This window comes from Streptomyces sp. NPDC001070 (assembly GCF_053598835.1).
On record NZ_JBSFLB010000025.1, the window covers coordinates 82186 to 104874 of the forward strand.

Sequence of the window (22689 nt, forward strand, 5' to 3'; positions counted from 1 at the left end):
CCGGTGACCCGCGACCACGGAGGGCGCCACCCGATGCCATCCCACCTCGCCGGCGGCAGTGAAGGGCCGGACCGGCTGCGGCCGTTGCTCGAGGCCGCGCTCCGCGCGCTCGAGGCGGGCGCGGCCGCCCGCGGGGGCCCGCTTCCCGCGGGCGGCCCCGAGGCCGTCGCGCTCCGGGTGCGGGAGGTGCTGGGGCAGGTCCTGCCGGAGGACGGCACCGGGGCGGCGGAGGCGCTGTGCGCGCTGGTCGGGGTCGTCACCGAGGGCGCGGCCGATCCGGCGGATCCGCTGTGCGCCGCCCACCTCCACTGCCCGCCGCTGGGGGCCGCGGTCGCGGCCGACCTGGCCGCGAGCGCGCTCAACCCGTCGTTGGACTCCTGGGACCAGGCCCCGGCCGCGTCCGTCCTGGAGGCGGCGGTGACCGGCGCGCTGGCGCGCCTGGTCCATCCGGGTGCCGCCGCACCCGACGCGCTGATCACGACCGGTGGCACGGAGTCCAACCAGCTCGCGCTGCTCCTCGCCCGAGAGGGCGCCCCGGGCGTACGGGTCGTCGCCGGGGCCAACGGCCACCACAGCGTCGCGCGGGCCGCCTGGCTGCTCGGGATGCCCGCGCCGGTCGTCGTGGCCACCCCCCGCGGGGTGCTCGCCCCGGACCGGGTACGCGCCGCGCTCGCCGCCGTCGAAGGCCCCGCCCTGCTGGTCGCCACCGCGGGCACCACGGACTCAGGCGACATCGACCCGCTCCCCGAACTCGCCCTCGCCGCCCGGGAGTACGGCGCCCGCCTGCACGTCGACGCGGCGTACGGCGGGCCGCTGCTGTTCAGTGACCTGGAGGCGGCGAAGCTCACCGGGCTGGGGGAGGCCGACACCGTCACCCTCGACCTGCACAAACTCGGCTGGCAGCCGGTCGCGGCCGGGGTGCTGGCGGTGCGCGAGGCGGCACTGCTGCGCCCGCTGGACCACCGCGCCGACTATCTGAACGCCGCCGACGACACCGAGGCGGGCTTCCCCGATCTGCTCGGCCGTTCGCTGCGCACCACCCGCCGCCCCGACGTGCTGAAGATCGCCGTGACGCTGCGCGCCCTGGGCCGCCGCGGACTGGCCGGGCTCGTCGACGCGGTCTGCGACCACGCCCGGCACCTCGCGGACCTGGTGGACCGGCATCCCGAACTGACCCTGCGGGCCCGACCGGCCGTCAGCACGGTGCTCTTCCGCCCCACCGGCGCCACCGACGACGACGTCGCCGCGGTCCGCCGCCGCCTCATGCTCGACGGCCGCGCCGTGCTCGGCCGGGCCCGCGCCGACGGCCGGCTGTGGCTCAAGGCCACCCTGCTCAACCCGACCACCACGCCCAACGACCTCGAGGCACTGCTCACGCTCGTATGCGCGACCCACCAGGAAGGCAGCACCCCCCGATGATCGCCACCGACGACCACGACCCCCACCGGGACCAGCCCTTCGACCTGCTCGGCATCGGCATCGGCCCGTGCAACCTGTCCCTGGCCGCCCTCGCCGACGGCGTCCCCTACCTGAGCGCCGCCTTCTACGAGCAGGAGCGCTCCTTCCGCTGGCACCCCGGGCTGCTCCTGGACGACGCCACCCTCCAGGTGCCGTTCCTCGCCGATCTGGTGAGCCTGGTCGACCCCACCAGCCGGTGGAGCTTCCTGAACTACCTCAGGACCCGCGAGCGGCTGTTCCCCTTCTACTTCGCCGAGCGCTTCCACGTGCACCGCGCCGAGTACGACGCCTACTGCCGCTGGGTCGCGGAATCGCTGCCCAGCACGTACTTCGGCCACCAGGTCGACACCGTCCGCTGGAACCCCGGACGCGCCGTCTTCGAGGTGGACCACACCCGCCTCGACGCGGACGGCCAGGCGGAGGCCCTCGGCCGCACGTACGCCCGCAACCTGGTGGTCGGCGTCGGCAGCGCGCCGTACGTCCCCGAGCCGCTGCGGCCGCTCGCCGAGTCGCCCGCCGTCCCCGTCGTGCACTCGGCGCACTACCTGGAGCACCGGGACCGGCTGCTCGCGGCCGACCACGTCACCGTCGTCGGCTCGGGGCAGTCCGGCGCCGAGGTCTTCCTGGACCTGCTGCGGGCCCGGCCCGCCGGGCGCGAGCGGCTGACCTGGATCGCCCGCAGCCCCGCCTTCGCCCCCATGGAGTACAGCAAGCTCGGCCTGGAGCAGTTCACCCCCGACTACACGCGCTTCTTCCACGGACTCTCCGAGCCGGTCCGCGACCGCCTCCTGCCGCGGCAGTGGCAGCTGCACCGGGCCATCGACCACGGCACGATCGGCGCCATCCACGACGAGCTGTACCGCCGCACGCTCGGCGGCGGCTGGCCGGACGCCGTGCTCACCCCCGGCGTCACGGTCTGCACGGCCGGCCGGATGGGCATGGGCGCCGTCGAACTCCACCTGGAGCACGAGCAGCAGGGCACCCGCACCCGGCTGATCACCAACGCGGTCGTCCTCGCCACCGGCTACCGGGAGCGTTCCCTGGACGCGCTGCTCGCCCCGATCCACCCGTACGTCCGCCGCGACGCCGCCGGCCGGCCCAGGATCGACGAGTCCCACCGGCTGGAACTGGACCCGGCCGTCGCGAGCACGGGGGCCGCCGTCCACGTGCAGAACGCCGAGCGCCACACCCACGGCGTCGGCGCCCCCGACCTGGGGCTGGCCGCGTGGCGCTCGGCGGTCGTCCTCAACTCCGTGACCGGCAAGGAGCCCTACCCGCTGCCCTCCCGGACGGCCTTCACGACCTTCGGGCTCAGCACGGCCACCGTGCCGATCAGCCCTTGGACCGCGACTTCTCCTTCCGCAAGGCCCGCAGGTATTCGCGGTTCATAGCGGCGATCGACGGCAGCGGGATGCCCTTGGGGCAGGCCGTCGCGCACTCGCCGGTGTTGGTGCAGCCGCCGAAGCCCTGGTCGTCCATGGCCGCGACCATGTCCAGCACCCGGGTCTCGCGTTCGGGCTGCCCCTGCGGCAGCACATTGAGGTGGTTGACCTTGGCCGAGGTGAACAGCATCGCCGAGCCGTTGGGGCAGGCCGCCACGCACGCTCCGCAGCCGATGCACTCCGCGTGCTCGAAGGCGAAGTCGGCGGCCTCCTTCGGGACGGCCGTCGCGTGCGCCTCGGGCGCGCTGCCGGTCGGAACGGAGATGTAGCCGCCGGCCTGGATCACCCGGTCGAAGGCCGAGCGGTCCACGACCAGGTCCCTCACCACCGGGAAGGCGGCGGCCCGCCATGGCTCGATGTCGACGGTGTCGCCGTCCTTGAAGTGCCGCATGTGCAGCTGGCAGGTGGTGGTCCGCTCCGGGCCGTGCGCCTGCCCGTTGATGACCATGCCGCACGCGCCGCAGATGCCCTCGCGGCAGTCGTGGTCGAAGGCGACGGGCTCGTCGCCCGCGAGGATCAGCTCCTCGTTGAGGACGTCGAGCATCTCCAGGAACGACATGTCGGGGCTGATGTCCTCGACGCGGTAGGTGACCATGGCGCCGTCCTCCTCGGAGGACCGCTGGCGCCAGATGCGCAGGGTGAGGTTCACGCGTAGCTCCGCTGGGTGGGGTGTACGTACTCGAAGTCGAGGGTCTCCTTGTGGAGCACCGGGTCCTGGCCGGAGCCGGTGAACTCCCAGGCGGCGGCGTACGAGAAGTTCTCGTCGTCGCGCAGCGCCTCGCCGTCCGGGGTCTGGCTCTCCTCGCGGAAGTGGCCGCCGCAGGACTCGGCGCGGTGCAGGGCGTCCAGGCACATCAGCTCGGCCAGTTCCAGGAAGTCGGCGACCCGGTTGGCCTTCTCCAGCGACTGGTTGAGCTCCTCGCCGCTGCCGGGCACCTTGATGCGGCGCCAGAACTCCTCGCGCAGCGCCGGGATCCGCTCCAGCGCCTTGCGCAGCCCGGACTCGGTGCGGGCCATGCCGCACTCGTCCCACAGCAGCTCGCCGAGCTCGCGGTGGAAGGAGTCGGGGGTGCGGTCGCCGTCCACGGCGAGCAGCAGGTTCAGCCGGTCCTCGACTTCTGCCACGGCTTCGGCGACCGCGGGGTGGTCGGGGGCCACGGTGTCATGAGGGCCGCGTGCCAGGTAGTCGTTGATCGTCGCGGGCAGGACGAAGTAGCCGTCGGCCAGGCCCTGCATCAGGGCGCTGGCGCCGAGCCGGTTGGCGCCGTGGTCGGAGAAGTTGGCCTCACCGATCGCGAACAGGCCAGGGATCGTGGTCTGCAGGTCGTAGTCCACCCACAGGCCGCCCATCGTGTAGTGCACGGCGGGGTAGATCCGCATAGGCCGGGTGTACGGGTCCTCGGCGGTGATCCGCTCGTACATCTCGAAGAGGTTGCCGTACTTCTCCTCCACCTTGGCGCGGCCCATGCGGGCGATCGCGTCGGCGAAGTCCAGGTAGACGCCCTGGCCGCCGGGGCCGACGCCGCGGCCCTCGTCGCAGACGTTCTTGGCGGCGCGGGAGGCGATGTCGCGGGGCACGAGGTTGCCGAAGGCGGGGTAGATCCGCTCCAGGTAGTAGTCGCGCTCGTCCTCGGGGATCTCGTGCGGCGGGCGGTCGTCGCCCTTGGCCTTGGGCACCCAGATGCGGCCGTCGTTGCGCAGCGACTCGCTCATCAGGGTGAGCTTGGACTGGTGGTCGCCGGAGCGCGGGATACAGGTGGGGTGGATCTGCGTGAAGCAGGGGTTGGCGAAGTAGGCGCCGCGCCGGTGCGCCCGCCAGATCGCGGTGGCGTTGGAGCCCTTGGCGTTGGTCGACAGGTAGAAGACGTTGCCGTAGCCGCCGGTGGCCAGCACCACGGCGTCGCCCATGTGGACCGAGACCTTGCCCGTCACCAGGTCGCGGGCCACGATGCCGCGGGCGCGGCCGTCCACCACGATCAGGTCGAGCATCTCGGTGCGCGGGTGCAGCTCCACATTGCCCGCGTCGATCTGCCGGGACAGCGCCTGGTAGGCGCCGAGCAGCAGCTGCTGGCCCGTCTGGCCGCGGGCGTAGAAGGTCCGGGAGACCTGGACGCCGCCGAAGGAGCGGGTGTCCAGCAGTCCGCCGTACTCGCGGGCGAAGGGCACGCCCTGGGCGACGCACTGGTCGATGATCTGCACCGACACCTCGGCGAGGCGGTGCACATTGGACTCGCGGGCGCGGAAGTCGCCGCCCTTGACGGTGTCGTAGAACAGGCGGTGCACGCTGTCGCCGTCGTTGCGGTAGTTCTTGGCCGCGTTGATGCCGCCCTGGGCGGCGATGGAGTGCGCCCGGCGCGGTGAGTCCTGGTAGCAGAACTGCACGACGTGGTAGCCCTGTTCGGCCAGCGTGGCGCCCGCGGAGCCGCCCGCCAGGCCCGTGCCGACCACGATCACGGTGTGCTTGCGGCGGTTGGCCGGGTTGACCAGCTTCGCCTCGAACCTGCGGCGGTCCCAGCGCTCCGCGATCGGCACGTCCGGCGCCTTGGTGTCGGCGATCGGCTCGCCCAGTCGGTAATCCACGGTCAGTCCACCAATCCGGTCATCACGGAGACGGGTACGACGAGGAAGCCGGCGGTCAGCGCCGCCGCCAGCACATTCGCCGTGATCTTCAGCGCGCGGTCGCGGCGCTTGTTCACCGCCCCCAGGGTCTGCGCGGCGCTCCAGAAGCCGTGCCTGATGTGCAGGCCGAGGGCGAGCATCGCGACGATGTAGACGATGTCCACGTACCAGAGCCGGAAGTCGGCGACCAGGTTCTCGTACGGGTGGCCCTCCTGGCCCCGCGGGTTCACGGTGAGTGTGGTCAGGTCCAGGATGTGCCAGACGATGTAGAGGCCCAGGATCACCCCGCCCCACCGCATCGTCCGGGTCGCGTAGCTCGTCCGCTGCCGCTTGTGCTCGTACTTCGCCGGGCGCGCCTTGATGTCGCGCTTGCTGAGCTGGTAGGCGGCGACGCCGTGCAGCACCACGGCCACGACCAGGCCGGTGCGCTGGATGTAGAGGTACCAGCCGTTGTGCAGCGCGGGCTCGCCGATGGTGCGCAGCCACGCCGCGTACCCGTTGAACTCCTCCGCGCCGAAGAAGATCTTCAGATTGCCCGCCATGTGCGCGACCAGGAACAGCAGCATGATCACGCCGGTCCCGGCCATGACCGCCTTCTTGCCCACGGTCGAGCCCCACAGTGCCCGCAGGAGCGACGGGCGGCGGTCCGCCCTCGTCCTCGTCGTCGCCAAAGCCATGGGCTTGACGCTAAGCCTGCCTGCAACGACAGGTCCAAGACATCTTGCGGCTCGTTTCGATAGGCCATGTCTATGGTGGGTTAAGGTGCGGGTATGCAGCTGCAGCAGCTCGTGTACTTCCTGGCGGTCGCCGACACCCTCCACTTCACCCGCGCCGCCGAACGCGTCCACGTCGCGCAGCCGTCCCTGTCGCAGCAGATCAAGGCCCTGGAGCGCGAGCTGGGCGCGGAGTTGTTCAGCCGGGCGCGCGGCAACATCGCGCTCACCGACGCCGGCGAGGCCCTGCTGCCCCTGGCGCGCCGCATCATCGCCGACACCGAGACCGCCACCCAGGAGGTCCAGGAACTCGTGCACCTGCGCCGCGGCCGGGTGCGCCTCGGCGCGACCCCCAGCCTGGCCACGGGCCTGCTGCCGGACGTGCTGCGCGACTTCCACGACCGGTACCCCGGCATCCGGCTGATCATCGAGGAGGGCGGTTCCCGCGACCTGGTGCGCGAGCTCGCCTCCGGCAGCCTCGACCTCGCGCTGATCGTGCTGCCGCTGCAGAGCCACGACCCCGCGCTGGACGCCACGCCGCTGCTCCACGAGGACCTGGTCGTGGTGACCGCCGCCGACGCGCCACCGCCCTCCGACCGCCCGGACATCCGGGTCGCGGACCTCCGCGACCGGCCGCTGGTGATGTTCCGTCGCGGGTACGACCTGCGGGAACTCACCGTAGCCGCGTGCCGGGCGGCGGGCTTCGAGCCGCGGTTCGCGATCGAGGGCGGCGAGATGGACGCCGTGCTGGGCTTCGTGGAGGCCGGTCTGGGCCCCGCCGTCGTCCCGAGCATGGTCGCCGGGCGCCGCCCGAGGCTGCGGACCACCCGCTTCGAGGCCCCCGGGCTGCAGCGCACGGTCGCCCTGGCCCACCGCAAGGACGCCGAGCCGCCGCGCGCCGCCCGGGAACTGCGCAGCGTGCTCCTGGAGCACGTCCCGGGGTGAGACTCCCGCGAACCGGAGTGAACGACCTGGGATCCGGCCCTTCACGGCGTGGTGCGGCCGGTCCCCGCCTGCCTGCCCACTGCCGGGCGACCACGTCGGCCGCGGGGCCGCGCAGTGCGCTGCGGGGAGTCCGAGCGCGATCCGTCAGCGGGACCGGCGGGCGTTGAGCCGGGCGGCCTGGCGCGTCAGGTGGTCGCGCTCGGCGAGGACGGTTGCCTTCCGGGCCGCCTCGGCGTACAGCCGTGCCGCCGTCGCCAGATCGCCGTCGCGCTCGTGGAGGTACGCAGCCACCGCGGCGTGGCGGGGCAGGGAGTCGCCCAGCGCCGAGAGCGCCGCCAGCCCGGCGCGCGGTCCGTCGGCCTCGCCGACGGCCACCGCGCGGTTGAGCCGGACGACCGGGCTGTCGGTCAGGCGCGCGAGCTCGTCGTACCACTCGACGATCTGCACCCAGTCGGTCTCCTCGGCGGTGCGCGCGTCGGCGTGGAGCGCCGCGATGGCGGCCTGGGCCTGGAACTCGCCCAGCCGGTCGCGGGCGAGGGCCGCCTGAAGGATCCCGACGCCCTCGGAGATCGCCTCGGTGTCCCACCGGCCGCGGTCCTGCTCGGCGAGCGGCACCAGGCTGCCGTCGGACGCGGTCCGGGTGGCGCGCCGGGCGTGGTGGAGCAGCATCAGGGCGAGCAGCCCCGCCGCCTCGGGGTGGTCGATCGCGGCCGCGAGCTGCCGGGTGAGCCGGATGGCCTCGGCGGCGAGGTCGACGTCGCCGGAGTAGCCCTCGTTGAAGACCAGGTACAGGACGCGCAGCACGGTGGCGACGTCGCCGGGCTGGTCGAACCGCACGCCGGAGACGGTGCGCTTGGCACGGCTGATGCGCTGCGCCATGGTCGCCTCGGGCACCAGGTAGGCCTGGGCGATCTGGCGGGTGGTGAGTCCGCCGACGGCGCGCAGTGTGAGCGCGACCGCGGACGACGGCGTCAGCGAAGGGTGCGCGCACAGGAAGTACAGCTGGAGCGTGTCGTCCATCCCGGGCGCGGGCCCGGGCGCCGGCTCCTTGTCGACGACGTCCTCGCGCCGGCGGCGGGCCGCGTCCGCCCGGGTCGCGTCGAGGAACCGGCGCCAGGCCACGGTGACCAGCCAGCCCTTCGGGTCCCGCGGAGCGCCGGCCGGCCAGACGCGGACCGCCTCGACCAGTGCGTCCTGCACGGCGTCCTCGGCCGCCGCGAAGTCTGCTCCGCGGCGGACGAGGATGCCGAGCACGCTCGGCGTCAGGCTCCGGAGCAGTGCCTCGTTCATCCGGGACGTCACTCAGTGGTGGTGGGCGGGGCGGTCAGGAACGGGCGCACCTCGAGCCACTCGTGGATCGGCTTCCCGCCCGCCCCGGGGGCGGCCGACAGCTCCCCGGCCAGCTCGACGGCGCGCTCGCGGCTGTCGACGTCGATCACCATCCAGCCGGCGATGAGGTCCTTGGTCTCGGCGAACGGACCGTCGGTGACCGGCGGGCGGCCCTCGCCGTCGTACCGGACCCATGTTCCCTCGGGGGCGAGCGCCTGACCGTCGACGAACTCGCCGGTCTTCTCCAGCCGGGCCGCGAAGTCCTCCATGTACTGGATGTGCGCGGAGACCTCCTGCGGCGTCCACTGGTCCATCGGCACGTCGTTCACCGCGGCCGGAGCGCCCCGGTAGTGCTTGAGCAGCAGGTACTTGGCCATCGTGGTTCTCCTCGGTGCTGGTGCGACCCATTGTCGTCACGTTCACCGCCGGGACGGAGCCGGTCACGGATTCTCGACATCGACGTCGGATTCTTTTCGGGCCGGGCGCGGGCTGCCTCGGAGGACCAGGCGTGGTTCGGGGCGCGACCGCCCGGCATGCGCCCGTACCTGCGCGAGGGCGCCCTGCTGTGGCAGGGCGTGGGTACCGCCGCCCGCCGGGCTTCCCCGGGCAGCCCCGCGCGCGGACATCAGCTGTGCCGGGGGCGGCACAGCTTCGTGATCACCGACCTCGGGTCCCGGTACGAGACGCTGCTGCACCGCCTGCGCACCGTCGCCGCCTCGCCGGAGCCCCGAGACCGGCCGGGCGGCGCCCCGAAGGCCCGGCGAACGCCCGGAGGGCATGTGCGCGTCCCGTGCATGCCCTCCGGACGGTGTCCCGGCACGGATCCGCCGCCCCGCGACAAGCTAGAAGACCGGCACGCCGCCGCGGGTGAGCTTCCAGTCCTGCGAGCCGAACGTCGCCGGGTCGATGGAGCCGTTCGCCTTCACCCAGGCGATGATGGTGTTCCTGATCTCCTCGGAGTTCGCCCACACCTGCTGCGCCGCCGCGACACCGGGGAAGTTGCCGCCGCCGTTGGCCCGGTAGTTGTTCACGGCCAGGACGAAGCGTGCCGACTCGTCGATCGGCGCACCCTGGAAGAGCACGTTCGACACACGGGAGCCGGCCGGCCGCGCGATGTCGATGTCGTAGGTGACCCCGCTGACGACGTCGTAGTTGTAGTCGGGCGTGCCGTTGGCGTTCGTCAGCTTCGACACGTCGACGACCGCGTCGGGCGCCGTCTGCACGAAGTAGTTCGCCGAGAACTCGATGTACGCCTTGATCTGGGCACCGGTCAGGATCCGGGCCTCCAGGGTGTTCTCGAAGACGTACAGGCCGGCGACGTCGCGGATGGTGACCCGGCCCGCCGGGATGGCGGCGGTCCGCGAGAAGCACGCCGCCTGCGACAGCACCGGCAGCGAGGCGTACTCGGTGCCCGCGAGCGCCGCCTTGACCGTCTCGGCCTGGACGAAGTTGATGAAGTCGATGATCGGCGTGTCCTTGTAGGGGGACTCGGTCGCCGACATCGCGGCGGACGAGCTGCCGATCACCTGGTTGACGTACGCGACGACCTCCTTGTGCTCGTCCGAGAGCAGCCGGACGATCTGCGGGTCCTCCTCGACGGTGTTCGAGTTGAGGACGGACGCGCCGACCGTGACGACCTCCCACTTGCCCCGGACCAGCTCCAGGGCGAAGTCGAAGACGGTCAGCCGCTGGCCCCACTTCAGGGGCTCGGAGAGCACCACGCCCTGGCCGGTCTGCTTGTTGGCCACCACGTACTCCGGGATCTCGGAGTGGGCGTGGCCGACCAGGATCGCGTCGATGCCCGGCACCTGCTCGGCGACGAGCGCAGCGGCGTTCTCGACGTACGGCAGCTGGTCACCGTAGGAGGAGGTGCCCGAGGAACCGCTGTGGGCCGAGACGATGACCACGTCGGCGCCCATCGCGCGCAGCCGCGGCACGTACTTCGCGGCCTGCTCCTCCAGGCCCGGGAAGGTCATCTTTCCCTGGACGTTGGCCTTGTCCCAGATCGCGATGCCGGGGTTGGTCAGACCGAGGACGGCCACCTTCACGTCGGGCGCGCCGTTCACGCACAGCCGGTGGAAGGAGTACGGCGGGAAGGCCGGCCGGCCCGTCCTCGCGTCCAGCGCGTTGGCGCCCAGCAGCGGGAAGTCGCACTGCTCCTCGAACTTGCGCAGCACCGGGATGCCGTAGTTGAACTCGTGGTTCCCCAGCGCCGCCGCGTCGTAGCCGATGGCGTTCATGGCCTGCGCCATCGGGTGCACCGGACCGTGCTCGGCGGTGATCGGGTCGATCTTGGCGTAGTAGTACGACAGCTGGGTGCCCTGGATGGTGTCGCCCGCGTCGATCAGCAGGGTGTTGCGGCGGCCCTTCGCCGCGCGCTGCTGCTTGACCAAGGTGGAGATCTTGGCGAGGCCGACGTCGTTGTGCGCCTTGTCGTCGAACTCGGCGTCGGTGAAGTAGTCCCAGTTGAAGACGTTGCCGTGCAGGTCGGTGGTGCCGAGGACGCTGAAGGAGTACGTCTTCGGGTGGTGCCCGTCGCCGCCCGCGGCCTGGGCCGGAGCCGCGCCGGCCACCGTGCCCGCCGTGCCTGCCAGCGCGATGCCCGCCCCCGTGGCGGCAGAGCGGTTGAGGAAGTCCCTGCGGTTCAGCGGCATACGTCGGCTCCGGGTTCTCGGGCGCGCCCCCGGCGGTCACCGGGGGCGGAATGATGGTCTGCTTTTGGTGTTAACGCGCGTAGATTCTGGCGTAAGGGCGCTGCGGACAACACCCCCGCCAGGTTGCGAACAGATGACTCGTCACGGCCCCACCGGGCTGGCAGGGTGGAACACATGACCACAGAACCGGCCAGGACGTACCCGACACCCGAGACACCGCACGTGGGGGTCCGGGGTGAGGCGACCATCGAGGTCGAGCCCGAACTCGCCCGGATCGCCGTCACCGTCAGCGCGCGCGGCACCGACCGGCGCGCCACCCTGGACGACCTCAGCCGGCGCAACGCGCACGTGCTCGACCTGGTCAAGGGATACGCCGACGCCGTCGAGAAACTGGAGACCGGCGCCTTCGTGATCACCCCCGAGCTGCGCGAGCGGGGCCGTGGCGAGCGCATCCGCGCGTACCACGGCAGTGTGCGCGTCGGCGCCACCCTCACCGACTTCACCGCCTTGGGGGAACTCACCACCCGACTGGCCGATCTCGACCTCACCCGTGTCGACGGCCCCTGGTGGTCCCTGCGGCCCGACTCCCCGGCCTACAGCAGCGCACGCCGGCAGGCCGTGCGTGACGCGGTGCAGCGCGCCCGCGAGTACGCCGAGGCGCTGGGCGCGCGGCTGGTCGCGCTGGTCGAGCTGGCCGACGAGGGAGTCCAGCAGTCCGCGCCGTTCCGCGCCCGCCCGGCCATGCGGACGGCCGCCTTCGCGGCACCCGGCGGCGCCGAGGACATGGCACAGGCCCTTGACATGGAGCCGGAGCGACAGAGCGTGTACGCGCAGGTCACCGCCCACTTCACGATGACGGCGCCCGATCTGTCGGCGTGACGGCGCCGTACCGCGGTGTGCTCATCCGAGCGGACCCCGGCTCACTTCATCACTTGTCAACAACCGTTAATCGGGCCGACGTTGGACAGTCGCCTTCCGCGAGGCACCTACTGTGAAGTAGGTCATAGGCTCACCTCATGCGCCGAGCAAAAATCGTCTGCACCCTCGGGCCCGCCACCGATGGCTACGACCAGATCAAGTCCCTGGTCGAGGCCGGTATGGACGTCGCCCGCCTGAACATGAGCCATGGCTGCCACGCCGATCACGAAGAGCGGTACCGGCGCGTGCGCAAGGCCGCCGACGAGAGTGGCCGCAGCGTCGGGATCCTCGCGGACCTTCAAGGCCCGAAGATCCGGCTGGGCCGCTTCGCGGAGGGCCCCGTACTCCTTGAACGCGGTGACGAGTTCACGATCACCACCGAGGAGATCGAGGGCGACCGCCTGATCTGCGGCACCACGTACAAGGGTCTCGCCGCCGACGTCACGCGCGGTGAGCGGATCCTCGTCGACGACGGCCGTGTCACCCTCGAGGTCACGGGCGTCGAGGGCCCCCGGGTCCGCACCCTGTGCATCGAGGGCGGGCTGATCTCCGACAGCAAGGGCCTCAACCTCCCCGGTGTCGCCGTCTCCGTGCCCGCCCTGTCCGAGAAGGACATCGAGGACCTCCGCTGGGCGCTGCGCATCGGTGTCGACATCATCGCGCTGTCCTTCGTCCGCAGCGGCCGGGACGCCGAGGACGTCCTGCGGATCATGCGCGAGGAGGACCGCCGGATCCCCGTGATCGCCAAGATCGAGAAGCCGCAGGCGGTCGACAACCTCGAGGAGATCGTCGCCGCCTTCGACGGCATCATGGTGGCCCGCGGCGACCTCGGGGTCGAGATGCCGCTGGAGGCCGTGCCTATGGTCCAGAAGCGCGCGGTCAAGCTCGCCCGGCGCAACGCCAAGCCCGTGATCGTCGCGACCCAGATGCTGGAGTCGATGATCGACTCCTCGCGCCCCACCCGCGCCGAGGCCTCCGACGTCGCCAACGCCGTCGTGGACGGCGCCGACGCGGTCATGCTCTCCGGAGAGACCAGCGTCGGCAAGCACCCCGTCGAGACGGTCAGGACCATGGGCCGGATCGTCGCCGCCGCCGAGGCGGACATGCTGGCGGCCGGTCTGCCGCCGCTGACCGAGCAGAACAAGCCCCGCACCCAGGGCGGTGCCGTCGCCCGCGCGGCCGCCGAGATGGGCGACTTCCTCGACGCCAAGTACCTGGTGGCCTTCACCAAGTCCGGTGACACCGCCCGCCGGCTCTCCCGCTACCGGTCGCCGATCCCCGTGCTCGCCTTCAGCCCCGAGCCGGCCACCCGCTCCCAGCTGAGCCTGACCTGGGGTGTGGAGACCTTCCTCGGGCCGATGGTGCAGACGACCGACGAGATGGTCGAGCAGGTCGACGAGCAACTGCTGCGCATCGGCCGCTGCGAGAAGGGCGACATCGTCGTCATCACGGCCGGCTCGCCGCCCGGCGTGTCGGGTGCCACCAACCTCGTGCGGGTGCACCGGATCGGCGAGGACGACGCCCCTTCGAACCGTTGACGCCGCCGGAACCGGCGCCGGAACCGGCCTCGGCACGGCCCGCCGCCGGTCGCCGGGCGCGTGCCTCCAGGACGAGGGAGAGGGACAGCAGCGCGGCGCCGAGCAGGAGGAAGCCCCACGGCAGGTAGCTGGTCATCAGCAGGACCAGCTGCCGCTGGGACTTCACCAGGGCGACGGTGTGCCGTATGTAGTCCTCGCGCATCCTCACGTGCCCGGCGAAGGCCGTGATCGGCTGCTGCTTGCCGTCGGTGAAGCGCATCTCCTCCCGGTGGATCTCCTCCCCGTTGACCGGGGCCCCGGTGACGGGGTCCACCCAGAACATGCGTTTGGTGGTGTACCAGCGCTCCATGCCCATGGCCGCGACGGTCTGCGGGGTGACGCCCTCGACCGGCATCTTCTTCGGCAGGGGGACCTTGGTCCAGGGGACGGTCTGCTCGAAGTAGTAGACCTCCAGACCGCGGAACCGCTGCGTGCCGCGGTAGTGGATGGGCGCGGAGGTCCGCGCCTGCGCGTCGAAGTAGTAGTAGTCCCGCTTCTCGGTGAGGAACGGGAACTTGAACTCGACGCCCCTGCGTTCGACGGGATCGCCGTCGACGCTCTCGCCCGCGAAGTGGACGGGGGCCTGCGTGTGCGCGTCGAAGATGTACCGCTCGGGGACCTGGGAGACCATCGCGCCGTCCGGCCCCACCACATGGGCCAGCCCGTCCCAGACGACGACGTCGCGGCCGGTGGCCCGGCCGACCTTGCGTGCCTCCTCCACGTTGCCCTTGAGGGTCTGCACGATGCTCACCTTGGAGACCTTCTTCGGCCGCATCGTGCCGTAGTCGAGCAGCGTCGCGTCCCGCGCCTCCAGGACGACCGACTGGTACTGGCCCGCGGGGATCTTCGCCAGGCGCGGGAAGGCGTACCAGCGGATCAGCGGTGACAGCGCGGCGAAGAACACCGCGAGGGCGAGAAGGACCAGGCTGGACCTGCGGCGCATGGGGACCGCCCTCCTACGGGTGCGCCGGGACGGTGGTGAGCAGCGGCTCGGGGGAGGTGCTGCCGTCCGGCGCGCCGACCGCGGTCATGAGGAGCACGAGTCCGAACGCGGCGACGAGTCCGATGGCCGCGGCGATCACTGCGCGCATGGCCGTACCTCCCGGTCGTACGGCTACGTCGGCTGGGCCGGTGCACCGTAGCAACCGGGAGTTGAAATGAGAACAGGTTCTACGTCGTCACTTCACCCGGCCGGAGGCGGTGGCCCCCTCGGTCTCCGATGCGGACGGCGACGGGCTGTCGCTGGGCGAGGCCGTCGCGCACGGGTCGGTGGAGTCGGACGGCGACGGGGAAGCCGAGTCGGTCGGGGTCGCCGTGGGTGACGCGGAGTCCGTCGGGCACGTCGGGGTCACCGTCGGGCTCGTGGTGGGGCTCGCCGTCCCGGAGTCGGAAGGGGAGGGCGTCGCGGTGGGCGAGGGGCTGCCCGTGGGGGTGCCGATGGTGCCGCTGGCCGTCGCGGTCGGCGTGGGCTTCTTCGTCGGCCGGGGCGAGGCGGAGGTGGTCGCGCTCGGGGACCTCGACGGCGAGGGGGAGGCGGAGGGGGACGTGGTGGACGGCACGTGCTCGTTCGTGTCGCTGCCCGCGCCGCCGACGTCCGGGACGGAGACGACGTCGCCCTTCCTGAAGTGCTCGTACCAGGCCAGGACCGTGTTCAGATAGGCCTGGGAGTGGTTGTAGCCGAGGATCGCCTGGTGCAGATTGCTCTCGATCGACAGGTCGCGGTTGCCCGCGCACAGGTACCGGCCGGCGGCGAGCGCCGCGTCGAATATGTTGTTCGGGTCGCTCACCCCGTCGTCGTTGCCGTCGGCGCCCCAGGTCTGCCAGGTCGACGGGATGAACTGCATCGGGCCGACCGCGCGGTCGTGGACGGCGTCCCCGTCCCACTTGCCGCCGTCGGTGTCCGTGATGTTCGCGAAGCCGTCGCCGTTCAGGACCGGGCCGAGGATCGGGGAGATCGTGGTTCCCCCGGAGTCGACGTTGCCGCCGCGCGCCTGGTTGGACTCGACCTGGCCGATCGCGGCCAGCAGCTCCCAGCGCATGTTGCACCCGGGGTCGCTGGCGGCGAGCGCCGTCTCGGCCCTGCGGTAGGCCTCCAGGACGGACGCCGGCAGACCGGTGCCGTCTGTGGTCACCGTGCCGGTGGCGGTGCCCGGGGTGGCGGAGGTGCCGGGGGAGGGCGTGTTCAGCGGCGGGAGTTCGGTGTAGTAGTCCGACGAGCCGCCGTCGATGGGGTCGCCCGGCGGGGGCGCGACCGGTGCGCCCGTGCTGGTGTTGAGGAGGCCCGGCAGCAGCCCTGGCGCCTGGGAGCCCGTCAGCGCCGCCATGGCCGCGGCGGCCACCGCGGTGCCCGCGACTCCCCTGCGGATCCGCCGTCCGTACCGCGCTCGCATACCCGGTGCCCCTCCCGAAGCCGTGTTGCGCGTCTCCCTGCGCGACAACCCTGGTGACCCTACGGCAACTTCCTGAACGGAGCTACCGTCCGGGGCGTCGCATACTGATCAGACAGATGTGTTCCGGAAGAGGTTGCATGCCGTTCACGATCAGTCATGCGTTGGCCGTTCTGCCGGGCCTGCGGCAGGACCGCGCCGGCACCGTGCGGGGACGCGGCCCGCTTGTCGCGGCCGCGCTCGTCGCCGGGTCCTTCGCCCCCGACGTGCCCTTCTTCGCCGATTCGCTGGTGCCGGGCCTCTTCGGCTACGGGCAGGTGACCCACGCCCCGCTGGGCGTCGCACTCGTGGATCCGGTCGTCGCCGCCGGGCTGGTGGGCGGCTGGGCGGTGCTGCGCGGCCCGCTCGTGGCGCTGCTGCCCGAGCGCCGGCGGGGCCGGATCGCCGCGCTGACGGGCTGCGGCGACCGGTGGCGGCCCTCGGTGCGCTCCGCCGCGGCCTTCTGGGCGTCCACAGTGGCCGGGGCGACGACCCACGTGGTCTGGGACGCCTTCACCCACCCCGGCCGGTGGGGCGTCCGCCTGCTGCCCGTGCTCGACCACGACGTGCACGGCACGGCACTGCACAAATACGCGCAATACGGAAGCTCGGCCGTGGCCCTGGCCCTGCTGACCTGGTACGGGCTGCGCGCCCTGCGGACCACCCCGGAACCGGCCGAAAAGCGCCCTGCCCCACTGCCCCGGCTGACCCGCCGCACCCGCCGGCTCGCCCTGGCCGTCATCGGCGTCACCACGGCCGCCGGAGCCGCCGTACGGGCCGGACAGTGGTACGAGGCGACAGGGGACGCCCCCGGGATCATCCCGGCCGGGCTCTTCGGCGCCGGCGCGGGACTCGCCCTGGCCGCCGCGGCCTGCGCCGGCGCGGTGCACCTCACGCACCGCACCGCGCGCCGCGACGGCCGGGGAACGGCCGGTCAGTGGGCGGCCGACTCCCAGTCCGGCCCGACGCCCACGGAGACGTCCAACGGCGCCCGCAACGGGTAGGCCGCGGCCATCTCGCGACGGACCAGCTCCTCCACCGCCGCCCGCTCGCCGGGGGCGACCTCGACCACGATTTCGTCGTGCACCTGGAGCAGCAGCCGGGACCGCAGCCCCGCCTCCGCCAGCGCCGCGTCCACCTTCAGCATCGCGATCTTGACGATGTCGGCGGCCGAGCCCTGGATCGGCGCGTTGAGCGCCATCCGCTCGGCCATCTCGCGGCGCTGGCGGTTGTCGCTGTTGAGGTCCGGAAGATAGCGGCGGCGGCCCATCAGCGTCTCGGTGTAGCCCGTGACCCGGGCCTCCTCCACCACGCGCTGCAGATAGTCCCGCACCCCGCCGAACCGCTCGAAGTACGTCTCCATCAGACCGCGTGCCTCGGCCGCCTCGATGCCCAACTGCTGCGACAGCCCGAACGCGGACAGCCCGTACGCCAGCCCGTACGACATGGCCTTGATCTTCCGGCGCATCTCGGCGTCCACCTGCTCCGGCGGCACCGAGAAGACGTAACTGCCGACGGTGGTGTGCAGATCCTCGCCCGAGTCGAAGGCCGCGATCAGCCCCTCGTCCTCCGACAGGTGGGCCATCACCCGCAGTTCGATCTGGCTGTAGTCGGCGGTGAGCAGCGACTCGTACCCCTCGCCGACGACGAAGCCGCGGCGGATCGCCCGGCCCTCGTCGGTGCGCACCGGCACGTTCTGCAGATTGGGGTCGGTCGACGACAGCCGTCCGGTGGCCGCCACGATCTGGCTGAACGTGGTGTGGATCCGGCCGTCGGGAGCGACCGTCTTGATCAGGCCCTCCACCGTCACCCGCAGCTTCGCCTGCTCCCGGTGCCGCAGCATGATCACCGGCAGCTCGTGCTCGGTCTGCGCCGCCAGCCACGCCAGGGCGTCGGCGTCGGTGGTGTAACCCGTCTTGGTCTTCTTCGTCTTGGGCAGTCCCAGCTCGCCGAAGAGGACCTCCTGCAGCTGCTTGGGTGAGCCCAGGTTGAACTCGTGTCCGACCGCGGCGTGCGCCTCCTTCACCGCCAGCTGCACCTCGCCGGCGAACCGCTGCTCCAGGCGCTCCAGATGCTCGCGATCCGCGGCGATGCCCGCGCGCTCCATCCGCGCCAGCAGCGCGGAGGTCGGCAGCTCCACCTCGCGCAGCAGTCGCAGCGCGCCGTCCTGCTCCAGCCGCCCCGCGAACGCCTCCCCCAGGTCAAGCACGGTGCGCGCCTGCACCATCAGGGCGTCCGCCTCGGCCTCCTCGTCGGCGCCGAAGGCCAACTGGCCGTCCTCGCCGCCCGCCGGGGCCAGTTCCCGGCCCAGGTACTCCACGGACAGCGCGTCGAGGTCGAACGAGCGGCGGCCGGGCTTCACCAGATACGCCGCGAGCGCCGTGCACATGGTGACGCCGTCCACGCTCCAGCCGTGCTCGGCGAAGACGCGCATCACGTTCTTGGCGTTGTGCAGCACCTTCGGCCGGGCGGCGTCCGCGAGCCACGCCGCGAAGGCCCGCTCGTCCTTCTCGTCCAGCACGGACGGGGCGAACCACGCCGCGGGACCCTGCGCCGTCGCCAGCGCCACCTCGGACACGCTGCCCGCGCCCAGAGCCCACGCGTCGACCGTCGCCACGCCCAGCGGACCGCCGGCGTGCTCGGCGAGCCAGCCCGCCAGCTCGCCCGCGGCCAGCACCCGGCCCTCGACGGCCACGCCGCCGGCGACCTCCGGCTCGCCCTGCTCCGCCCCCGGGTCGGCCGCGAACAGCCGCTCCCGGAAGTTGGGGTGGCGGAACTCCAGGGTGTCCAGCACCACGTTCAGCGCGTCCCGGTCGTACGGCTGCCGCGCCAGCTCCGGCGGCCCGCACGGCAGCTCCACGTCCCGCACCAGCTCCGTCAGCCGGCGGTTCAGCTTGACCGACTCCAGGTGGGCGCGGAGGTTCTCGCCCGCCTTGCCCTTCACCTCGTCCGCGCGCTCGGCGAGTTCCGCGAACGACCCGAACTGGTTGATCCACTTCGCCGCGGTCTTCTCCCCGACGCCGGGGATGCCCGGGAGATTGTCCGACGGGTCGCCGCGCAGCGCCGCGAAGTCCGGATACTGCACCGGGGTCAGCCCGTACTTCTCCACGACCTTCTCCGGGGTGAACCGGGTCAGCTCGGAGACGCCCTTCGTCGGGTACAGCACCGTGACGTGGTCCGAGACCAGCTGGAAGGAGTCGCGGTCGCCGGTGACGATCAGCACCTCGTACCCCAGCGCCTCCGCCTGCGTCGCCAGCGTGGCGATCACGTCGTCCGCCTCGTAGCCCTCGGTGGCGAAGCGCTGCACGTGCATCGTGTCCAGCAGCTCGCCGATCAGCGCCACCTGGCTGCGGAACTCGTCCGGCGTCGAGGACCGGGTCGCCTTGTACTCCGGGAACTCCTCCAGGCGCCACGTGCGCCGCGAGACGTCGAACGCGACCGCCAGATGCGTCGGCTGCTCGTCACGCAACGTGTTCGCCAGCATCGACGCGAAGCCGTACACCGCGTTCGTCGGCTGACCGGTGGTGGTGTTGAAGTTCTCCACCGGCAGCGCGTAGAACGCCCGGTACGCCAGCGAATGCCCGTCCAGCAGGAGCAACCGGGGCCGCTCACCCCCCTGGGGTGCCGTGCCGGTCGCTGCGCTCGTCTTCTCTGCCTTTGCTGCCACGTCCCCGATCCTCCCACGCCCCACCGACACTGCCGGTCCGTAGTCGTCCCGTGGCAGGATCGGATCCATGGCAGGCAAAGCACCCGTAGGCGATCCCGTCCAGGACGCACCCGAGGTCGGCTCCCCGCAGCAGGCCGCTGCCGGGGTCCTGGCCGTCGGCCACACCCTCCGCATCGCGCAGCAGCAGATGGGCGTGCGCCGCACCGCCCTCACCCTCCTCAAGGTCAACCAGAAGGACGGCTTCGACTGCCCCGGCTGCGCCTGGCCCGAGCCCGAGCGCCGGCACACCGCCGAGTTCTGCGAGAACGGCGCGAAGGCCGTCGCCGAGGAAGCCACGCTGCGCCGCGTCACCCCGGACTTCTTCGCCGCGCACTCCGTCGCCGACCTCGCCCGCCGCAGCGGCTACTGGCTCGGCCAGCAGGGCCGCCTCACCCAGCCCATGTACCTGCCCGACGGCGCCGAGCACTACGAGCCCGTCCCCTGGGAGCGCGCCTTCGAGATCGTCGCCGACGAGCTGACCGGTCTGGCGGGTCCCGACGAGGCCCTGTTCTACACCTCCGGACGCACCAGCAACGAGGCCGCCTTCCTCTACCAGCTCTTCGCCCGTGAGTTCGGCACCAACAACCTGCCCGACTGCTCCAACATGTGCCACGAGTCGTCGGGCTCCGCGCTCGCGGAGACCATAGGCATCGGCAAGGGCAGCGTCCTGCTGGAGGACCTCCACCGCGCCGACCTGATCATCGTCGCCGGGCAGAACCCCGGCACCAACCATCCGCGCATGCTCGCCGCCCTGGAGAAGGCCAAGTCGAGCGGGGCGCGGATCGTCACGATCAACCCGCTTCCCGAGGCCGGCCTGCAGCGGTTCAAGAACCCGCAGACCCCCAAGGGCCTCGCCGGCGGCGGCACCCCGCTGGCCGACCTCTTCCTGCAGATCCGGCTCGGCGGCGACCAGGCCCTCTTCCGCGCCCTCAACAAGGCCCTGCTGGAGGCCGAGGACGAGGCCCCCGACACCGTCCTCGACCACGCCTTCATCGACGAGCACACCCACGGCTTCCAGGACTTCGCCACCGCCGCCCGCGCCACCGACACCGACGAGGTGCTGCGCGCGACCGGGCTGCCGCAGTCCGACATCGACCGGCTGATCGCCATGGTGCTCGAGGCCAAGAGCGTCATCGTCTGCTGGGCCATGGGCCTCACCCAGCACAAGCACTCCGTGCCCACCATCAAGGAGGTCGTCAACTTCCTCCTGCTGCGCGGCAACATCGGCCGTCCCGGCGCCGGCGTGTGCCCCGTGCGCGGGCACAGCAACGTCCAGGGCGACCGCACCATGGGCATCTACGAGAAGCCAGCCCCCGCCTTCCTCGACGCCCTGGAGAAGGAGTTCGGCTTCGCCCCGCCCCGCGAGCACGGCCTGGACACCGTCGCCGCCATCCGCGCACTCCGCGACGGCGACGCCAAGGTCTTCTTCGCCATGGGCGGCAACTTCGTCGCCGCCTCACCCGACACCGACGTCACAGAGGCCGCCATGCGCCGTGCCCGCCTCACCGTCCACGTGTCCACCAAGCTCAACCGCTCCCACGTGGTCACCGGGGCCCGCGCCCTGATCCTGCCCACCCTCGGCCGCACCGAGAAGGACGTCCAGGCGACCGGCGAGCAGTTCGTCACCGTCGAGGACTCCATGGGCATGGTCCACGCATCCCGCGGCGGCCTGGAGCCCGCGAGCCCCCTGCTGCTGTCCGAGCCGGCCATCATCTGCCGCCTCGCCCGCGCCGTCCTCGGCCCCGGCAGCCGCGTGCCCTGGCAGGAGCTCGAGGGCGACTACGACGCGATCCGCGACCGCATCTCCCGGGTGATCCCCGGCTTCGACGACTTCAACGCCAAGGTGCGCCGCCCGGGCGGCTTCACCCTCCCGCACGCCCCCCGCGACTCCCGCAGCTTCCCCACCGCCACCGGGCTGGCCAACTTCACCGACGCCCCCCTGGAGTACCCCCGCGTGCCCGAGGGCCGGCTGCTGCTGCAGACGCTGCGCTCGCACGACCAGTACAACACCACCATCTACGGCCTCGACGACCGCTACCGCGGCATCAAGGGCGGCCGCCGCGTCGTCCTGGTCAACCCCGACGACGGCGCCGCCCTCGGTCTCCCCGACGGCTCCTACGCCGACCTCGTCAGCGAATGGACCGACGGCAGCGAACGCCGCGCCGACGGCTTCCGGGTGGTCCACTACCCGACCGCCCGCGGCTGCGCCGCCGCCTACTACCCCGAGACCAATGTGCTGGTCCCGCTCGACCACACCGCCGACACCAGCAACACCCCGGCGTCCAAGTCCGTCGTCGTCAGGCTGGAACAGACCACCCCGCCCGGCGGTTCCCAGTGACCGTCCGGTAGAAAACGGGCCAGTACACCGAACGACGACGATCGGAGCCACCGTCCATGGGCGAGCCCACCACCACCACCAGCCTTTTCTCCCCCGAGGTCATCGAGCAGTACGCGGGACTCGGCGTCGACCTGGTGGCGCTGTTCTCCGCCGGTCACCTCGGTTCCCGCATGGGCATCGAGATCGTCGAGGCGTCCGCGGAGCGCGTCGTGGGCACCATGCCCGTCGAGGGCAACACCCAGCCGTACGGGCTCCTCCACGGCGGCGCCTCCGCCGTCCTGGCGGAGACCATCGGCTCCATCGGCGCCATGCTGCACGGCGGTCCCAGCAAGATCGCCGTCGGCGTCGACCTCAACTGCACCCACCACCGCGGCCTGCGCTCCGGCCAGGTGACCGGGGTCGCCACCCCCGTCCACCGCGGCCGGTCCTCCGCGACCTACGAGATCGTCATCAGCGACGAGCAGGACCGCCGCGTCTGCTCCGCCCGCCTCACCTGCATGCTGCGCCCCGCCACCCCGGGCACCGCCGCCCCCTGACGGGCACGCACGGCGCATGCGGCACTCA

18 protein-coding genes are annotated in these 22689 nt (G+C 72.1%); 8 read left to right on the forward strand and 10 right to left on the reverse strand.

The annotated features are described in order from the left end of the window. The first annotated feature begins 33 nt into the window (after positions 1-33). Together ACWDAS_RS28000 and ACWDAS_RS28005 are read left to right on the forward strand one after the other, a co-directional pair. Positions 34-1419: a pyridoxal phosphate-dependent decarboxylase family protein gene (locus ACWDAS_RS28000; RefSeq protein ID WP_450396262.1), complete on the forward strand. Its 1386-nt coding sequence runs from the start codon at positions 34-36 to the stop codon at positions 1417-1419. After that, on the forward strand, positions 1416-2849 hold the full coding sequence (locus ACWDAS_RS28005) for a lysine N(6)-hydroxylase/L-ornithine N(5)-oxygenase family protein (protein WP_450396265.1): 1434 nt from the start codon (positions 1416-1418) through the stop codon (positions 2847-2849). The genes ACWDAS_RS28000 and ACWDAS_RS28005 overlap by 4 nt, the downstream gene beginning before the upstream one ends. Here ACWDAS_RS28005 and ACWDAS_RS28010 read toward each other — a convergent pair. Genes ACWDAS_RS28010 through ACWDAS_RS28020 form a run of 3 tightly spaced genes read right to left on the reverse strand, consistent with a single transcriptional unit; the run spans position 2791 to position 6196 of the window. Next, on the reverse strand, positions 2791-3549 hold the full coding sequence (locus ACWDAS_RS28010) for a succinate dehydrogenase/fumarate reductase iron-sulfur subunit (RefSeq protein ID WP_450396267.1): 759 nt from the start codon (positions 3547-3549) through the stop codon (positions 2791-2793). The two genes, ACWDAS_RS28005 and ACWDAS_RS28010, sit on opposite strands and share 59 nt — an antisense overlap. Further along, entirely contained in the window at positions 3546-5480 is a 1935-nt protein-coding gene (locus ACWDAS_RS28015; RefSeq protein ID WP_450396270.1) for a fumarate reductase/succinate dehydrogenase flavoprotein subunit, read from the reverse strand. Before ACWDAS_RS28015 ends, ACWDAS_RS28010 begins: the two co-directional genes overlap by 4 nt. 2 nt (positions 5481-5482) lie before the next feature. After that, positions 5483-6196 (reverse strand): succinate dehydrogenase cytochrome b subunit, encoded by a 714-nt coding sequence (locus tag ACWDAS_RS28020; RefSeq protein ID WP_450396272.1) that lies wholly within the window; start codon positions 6194-6196, stop codon positions 5483-5485. A gap of 93 nt (positions 6197-6289) precedes the next feature. Between ACWDAS_RS28020 and ACWDAS_RS28025 the strand changes: the two genes are divergently transcribed. Further along, complete coding sequence (locus ACWDAS_RS28025) at positions 6290-7177, forward strand: LysR family transcriptional regulator (protein WP_450396275.1); 888 nt, start codon at positions 6290-6292, stop codon at positions 7175-7177. Positions 7178-7321: 144 nt separating this feature from the next. Here ACWDAS_RS28025 and ACWDAS_RS28030 read toward each other — a convergent pair whose 3' ends face one another. The 3 genes from ACWDAS_RS28030 to ACWDAS_RS28040 form a co-directional block, all read right to left on the reverse strand. Continuing rightward, positions 7322-8467: an RNA polymerase sigma factor gene (locus ACWDAS_RS28030; protein WP_450396277.1), complete on the reverse strand. Its 1146-nt coding sequence runs from the start codon at positions 8465-8467 to the stop codon at positions 7322-7324. A gap of 8 nt (positions 8468-8475) precedes the next feature. Further along, on the reverse strand, positions 8476-8883 hold the full coding sequence (locus tag ACWDAS_RS28035) for a YciI family protein (protein ID WP_450396280.1): 408 nt from the start codon (positions 8881-8883) through the stop codon (positions 8476-8478). Between the two features lie 465 nt (positions 8884-9348). Then, positions 9349-11160, reverse strand: a complete 1812-nt coding sequence (locus tag ACWDAS_RS28040) for a 5'-nucleotidase C-terminal domain-containing protein (protein ID WP_450396283.1) — start codon at positions 11158-11160, stop codon at positions 9349-9351. A 174-nt stretch (positions 11161-11334) separates the two neighbouring features. Here ACWDAS_RS28040 and ACWDAS_RS28045 point away from each other — a divergent pair, with 174 nt between their 5' ends. Together ACWDAS_RS28045 and pyk are read left to right on the forward strand one after the other, a co-directional pair. Then, positions 11335-12039: an SIMPL domain-containing protein gene (locus ACWDAS_RS28045; RefSeq protein WP_450396285.1), complete on the forward strand. Its 705-nt coding sequence runs from the start codon at positions 11335-11337 to the stop codon at positions 12037-12039. A 137-nt stretch (positions 12040-12176) separates the two neighbouring features. Next, positions 12177-13616: a pyruvate kinase gene (gene pyk / locus ACWDAS_RS28050; RefSeq protein WP_450396288.1), complete on the forward strand. Its 1440-nt coding sequence runs from the start codon at positions 12177-12179 to the stop codon at positions 13614-13616. Here pyk and ACWDAS_RS28055 read toward each other — a convergent pair. The 3 genes from ACWDAS_RS28055 to ACWDAS_RS28065 all read right to left on the reverse strand — a co-directional run bounded on the left by ACWDAS_RS28055 (position 13525) and on the right by ACWDAS_RS28065 (position 16045). Continuing rightward, positions 13525-14598 carry a DUF3068 domain-containing protein gene (locus tag ACWDAS_RS28055; RefSeq protein ID WP_450396291.1) on the reverse strand — a complete coding sequence of 358 codons (1074 nt, stop codon included), beginning with the start codon at positions 14596-14598 and terminating at the stop codon, positions 13525-13527. The genes pyk and ACWDAS_RS28055 overlap by 92 nt on opposite strands. A 13-nt stretch (positions 14599-14611) precedes the next feature. Beyond that, a complete protein-coding gene (locus ACWDAS_RS28060; RefSeq protein ID WP_450396293.1) occupies positions 14612-14746 on the reverse strand; it encodes an SPW_0924 family protein in 135 nt (44 codons plus the stop codon). A gap of 87 nt (positions 14747-14833) precedes the next feature. After that, positions 14834-16045, reverse strand: a complete 1212-nt coding sequence (locus ACWDAS_RS28065; RefSeq protein ID WP_450396296.1) for a lytic transglycosylase domain-containing protein — start codon at positions 16043-16045, stop codon at positions 14834-14836. 137 nt (positions 16046-16182) lie between these two features. Between ACWDAS_RS28065 and ACWDAS_RS28070 the strand changes: the two genes are divergently transcribed. Next, a complete protein-coding gene (locus tag ACWDAS_RS28070; protein ID WP_450396297.1) occupies positions 16183-17085 on the forward strand; it encodes a DUF4184 family protein in 903 nt (300 codons plus the stop codon). On the opposite strand, the gene polA is transcribed toward ACWDAS_RS28070, so the two are convergent. Then, entirely contained in the window at positions 17016-19748 is a 2733-nt protein-coding gene (gene polA, locus ACWDAS_RS28075; RefSeq protein WP_450396300.1) for a DNA polymerase I, read from the reverse strand. The genes ACWDAS_RS28070 and polA overlap by 70 nt on opposite strands. Positions 19749-19815: 67 nt before the next feature. Between polA and ACWDAS_RS28080 the strand changes: the two genes are divergently transcribed. Next, the gene (locus ACWDAS_RS28080) at positions 19816-22125 is read left to right on the forward strand and encodes an FdhF/YdeP family oxidoreductase (protein ID WP_450396303.1); all 2310 of its coding nucleotides are present in this window, start codon (positions 19816-19818) and stop codon (positions 22123-22125) included. Between the two features lie 56 nt (positions 22126-22181). After that, positions 22182-22661, forward strand: coding sequence for a PaaI family thioesterase (locus ACWDAS_RS28085; RefSeq protein WP_450396306.1), 480 nt, complete (start codon positions 22182-22184; stop codon positions 22659-22661). Positions 22662-22689: the final 28 nt, after the last annotated feature.

Excerpts from the sequence above, each read along its gene's own strand:
- ACWDAS_RS28035 (WP_450396280.1), bottom strand. The coding sequence starts at position 8,883 with ATGGCCAAGTACCTGCTGCTCAAGCACTACCGGGGCGCTCCGGCCGCG.
- pyk (WP_450396288.1), top strand. The coding sequence starts at position 12,177 with ATGCGCCGAGCAAAAATCGTCTGCACCCTCGGGCCCGCCACCGATGGC.
- ACWDAS_RS28045 (WP_450396285.1), top strand. The coding sequence starts at position 11,335 with ATGACCACAGAACCGGCCAGGACGTACCCGACACCCGAGACACCGCAC.
- ACWDAS_RS28000 (WP_450396262.1), top strand. The coding sequence starts at position 34 with ATGCCATCCCACCTCGCCGGCGGCAGTGAAGGGCCGGACCGGCTGCGG.
- ACWDAS_RS28080 (WP_450396303.1), top strand. The coding sequence starts at position 19,816 with ATGGCAGGCAAAGCACCCGTAGGCGATCCCGTCCAGGACGCACCCGAG.
- ACWDAS_RS28025 (WP_450396275.1), top strand. The coding sequence starts at position 6,290 with ATGCAGCTGCAGCAGCTCGTGTACTTCCTGGCGGTCGCCGACACCCTC.
- ACWDAS_RS28065 (WP_450396296.1), bottom strand. The coding sequence starts at position 16,045 with ATGCGAGCGCGGTACGGACGGCGGATCCGCAGGGGAGTCGCGGGCACC.
- ACWDAS_RS28055 (WP_450396291.1), bottom strand. The coding sequence starts at position 14,598 with ATGCGCCGCAGGTCCAGCCTGGTCCTTCTCGCCCTCGCGGTGTTCTTC.
- ACWDAS_RS28060 (WP_450396293.1), bottom strand. The coding sequence starts at position 14,746 with ATGCGCGCAGTGATCGCCGCGGCCATCGGACTCGTCGCCGCGTTCGGA.
- ACWDAS_RS28020 (WP_450396272.1), bottom strand. The coding sequence starts at position 6,196 with ATGGCTTTGGCGACGACGAGGACGAGGGCGGACCGCCGCCCGTCGCTC.
- ACWDAS_RS28040 (WP_450396283.1), bottom strand. The coding sequence starts at position 11,160 with ATGCCGCTGAACCGCAGGGACTTCCTCAACCGCTCTGCCGCCACGGGG.
- ACWDAS_RS28070 (WP_450396297.1), top strand. The coding sequence starts at position 16,183 with ATGCCGTTCACGATCAGTCATGCGTTGGCCGTTCTGCCGGGCCTGCGG.
- ACWDAS_RS28005 (WP_450396265.1), top strand. The coding sequence starts at position 1,416 with ATGATCGCCACCGACGACCACGACCCCCACCGGGACCAGCCCTTCGAC.
- ACWDAS_RS28085 (WP_450396306.1), top strand. The coding sequence starts at position 22,182 with ATGGGCGAGCCCACCACCACCACCAGCCTTTTCTCCCCCGAGGTCATC.
- ACWDAS_RS28030 (WP_450396277.1), bottom strand. The coding sequence starts at position 8,467 with ATGAACGAGGCACTGCTCCGGAGCCTGACGCCGAGCGTGCTCGGCATC.